Annotated in this window: 4 protein-coding genes; 2 read left to right on the top strand and 2 right to left on the bottom strand. The window is 46.2% G+C overall.

All coding sequences use genetic code 11. From position 1 onward, the window contains the following. Window positions 1–15: 15 nt before the first annotated feature. Together ON064_RS17785 and ON064_RS17780 are read right to left on the bottom strand one after the other, a co-directional pair. Window positions 16–675: a potassium channel family protein gene (locus ON064_RS17785; protein WP_068869510.1), complete on the bottom strand. Its 660-nt coding sequence runs from the start codon at window positions 673–675 to the stop codon at window positions 16–18. Between the two features lie 69 nt (window positions 676–744). After that, on the bottom strand, window positions 745–1,050 hold the full coding sequence (locus tag ON064_RS17780; RefSeq protein ID WP_241663057.1) for a hypothetical protein: 306 nt from the start codon (window positions 1,048–1,050) through the stop codon (window positions 745–747). 361 nt (window positions 1,051–1,411) lie between these two features. On the opposite strand from ON064_RS17780, the gene ON064_RS17775 reads away from it, so the two are divergent. Both ON064_RS17775 and ON064_RS17770 read left to right on the top strand, forming a co-directional pair. Further along, window positions 1,412–1,951 (top strand): helix-turn-helix domain-containing protein, encoded by a 540-nt coding sequence (locus tag ON064_RS17775; protein WP_274625812.1) that lies wholly within the window; start codon window positions 1,412–1,414, stop codon window positions 1,949–1,951. Window positions 1,952–1,966: 15 nt separating this feature from the next. Continuing rightward, a complete protein-coding gene (locus ON064_RS17770; RefSeq protein WP_274625811.1) occupies window positions 1,967–3,070 on the top strand; it encodes an ABC transporter ATP-binding protein in 1,104 nt (367 codons plus the stop codon). Window positions 3,071–3,151: the final 81 nt, after the last annotated feature.

Raw genomic sequence — 3,151 nt, 5'->3', positions numbered from 1 at the left:
TTTTTTTTGCCTTATTTAGTTCATGACTTTCTTTTCGAAACGGTTGATGTCAGCATCGGATCCAATGATGATCAGGATATCATCCCGCTCAATTTCCATATCCGCCTGCGGGGACACGATGATATCGTCCCCTCTTTTGATTGCGACGATATTGATACCGTATTTGGCGCGGATATCCAATTCGATCAAGGTATAACCAGCCAGTTTTTCGTTTGCTTTGATTTCCATGATTGAATGCTCGTCGGACAGTTCCAGGTAATCGAGTACATTGTTCGATAGGATGTTATGGGCGATGCGGATACCCATATCGCGCTCTGGATGCACGACTTTGTCTGCCCCGATTTTATGCAGCACTTTGGCATGGTAATCGTTTTGGGCTTTGACGGTGATTTTCTTGACGCCGATTTCCTTCAGCATAAGCGTCGTCAGGATGCTCGCTTGGATATTCTCCCCAATCGCAACGATGACCTGTTCGAAATTGCGGACCCCAAGAGATTTCAATACTGATTCGTCTGTCGTATCGGCAACGACAGCTTGTGTCGCGATCGAGGCAAATTCATCCACCCGCTCATGGTCTTTATCGATAGCCATCACGTCGGCGCCTTGTTCGATCAGTTCCCGGACGATGCTTCCGCCGAAACGCCCTAAGCCTATTACCACGAATTCCTTTTTCATGTCCATCCCCCATATTCTTGTTTGCTCTTATTCATCATATCCTTCTTTCTTCTATAAAAAAACCCCCGCTTATTTACGGGGATCTAGTGGCCTTGCAGGGCGATTCTCACAGTATTCGCAACTAATGTCGCTGCAGCGCTCTTCGCGCCATTCATTACAGCTCGCGCAATAGCTTGCGTCGAATTCATTATCGAAAGTTAAAGGATCCATGCACGTATGGCAAAACGTGTGGACGTCCATCCAATTGATGAACTTCTTGTCGGCTAATAGATAAAGCCCTTTTTCGTCTTGTTTGTAATTCATGATGGATGGTTTTTGCGCTACCCGATTTTTCGGGTCGAGGAAAAAATTCATCTTTCCGTTCAAGTTGATCACTCCCGTAGTTGGTTGGGCTTTTATGTCCCTGTCATCTGTCAATTTTGCACAACCGAAAACTTCTATATCAGTCTTTGTGGACTTTATGGTTTTTGCACTTTCTCTATAATAGTAATTGCCTTAGCTGATTGCAATAGATTCGGATTCATTTCCCAAAGTTTTTTTCCCTTGAATTTCAGCGCAGGTTTTGTATAATGAATAAATACTTTAACTAAACTAAAAGTATATTTTAACTAAACTACCCTCTGTTCATTCAATCATTCAAGCCATTTGCATTTATTTCATCTGAATGACGGGGTTCACACCACCTATCGCAATTTCTTTCTATATTGTACCACTACTGAAGAATCGAGGAGACTGTATGGAAATCGGCAAAAAGATCAAGAATTTGCGGCTAAAAAACGGTTTGACACAAGAAGAGCTCGGCTCGAGGACGGACTTGAGCAAAGGGTTCATTTCACAGCTTGAACGCGACATGAACTCCCCTTCCATCGAAACGCTGTTCTCTCTCCTTGAAGTTCTCGGAACGACTCCAAAAGAGTTTTTCACGGATGCTGAAGAGACAAAGCTCGTCTTCAAGGAAGAAGATCATACGGTCCACATCGACCGGGAAACTGGCTATGAAGTCGATTGGCTTGTTCCGACATCGAACAAAAAGGAAATGGAACCGGTTTACCTAACCTTGGAATCGTCGGGGCATTTCAAAACTTTCGAACCCTCGGCATCCGAAACCTTCGTCTATGTCCTAAAAGGTGAAGTTCGCCTGAATATTGGCAGCCGGGCCTATACAGCTAAAGCCGGCGATTCCATCTACTATAGCGCGGATCATGAACACCAATTAGCGAACCATTCGACGGGCCGTGCAGAAATGATCATCGTCGCGACGAAATCTTATTTATAATCCAGGAGGTATATTATGACAGACCAAGCGATCATCCGCTTTGATAATGTTGTCCAAACTTTCGAAGGCGCGGGCAATGTTTTGAACAACATCAGTTTTGAAATGGAAAAAGGTAAATTCTACACCTTGCTCGGCCCTTCCGGCTGCGGCAAAACGACGATCCTGCGATTGATCGCCGGATTCAATCAGCCAACGAGCGGTGACATCTATATTAAAGGCAAAAAAGTCAATAAGATCCCGGCAAATGAGCGGCAAGTGAACACCGTATTCCAGGATTATGCGCTGTTCCCTCATTTAAATGTATTCGAAAATGTGGCATTCGGCCTGCGCATCAAAAAAATCAAAAAAGTGGAAGTCGAGCGACGTGTCAAAGAAGCTTTGGCATTCGTCAATTTGAGCGGTTATGAAAACCGCGAAATTCACGAAATGTCCGGCGGCCAGCGCCAACGTGTTGCCATCGCACGGGCCATCATCAATGACCCGGAAGTGATTCTGCTCGATGAACCGCTGTCCGCACTCGACTTGAAGCTGCGCACCGAAATGCAATATGAATTGCGCGAGCTGCAGCAGCGCCTCGGCAAGACTTTCGTCTTCGTTACGCATGACCAAGAAGAAGCACTCGCGATGTCTGATGAAATTTTTGTCATGAATGCCGGAGAAATCCAGCAGAGCGGCACGCCGATGGATATTTACGATGAGCCGATCAACCGTTTTGTCGCCGATTTCATCGGGGAGTCGAATATTGCCGAAGGCGTCATGGTCGCTGATTACCGCGTCCGGTTTGCCAATAAAGAGTTTGAATGCGTCGATAGAGGCCTAAGTTCGAACGAACAAGTGGAAATCGTCATCCGCCCGGAAGATTTGGAGATCACCAAGCCGGAGACGGGCAAGATGGCCGTTCATGTCGACAGCCAATTGTTCAGAGGCGTCCATTACGAAATTTCCACATACGATGAAACAGGCAATGAGTGGCTGGTGCATTCGACAAAACGCGTGGAAGTCGGCGCACAAATCGGTCTTGATTTCGACCCGGAAGCGATTCACGTCATGCGCTTGAACGAATCCGAAGAAGCCTTCGATGCAAGGCTTGAGTCGTACGGAGCCGTTTCCAATGACTAATCGTTCATCGCGTCCATGGTACCTGGCACCTTATTATATATGGATTTTGTTATTCGTCATTGCGCCGATTGCACTCGTCGT

Origin of the sequence: Planococcus sp. A6, from assembly GCF_028823615.1 — a bacterium.
GTDB lineage: Bacteria > Bacillota > Bacilli > Bacillales_A > Planococcaceae > Planococcus.
The sequence above is the reverse complement of the archived record's forward strand: the minus strand, read 5'-3'. Positions and strand labels throughout refer to the sequence as shown.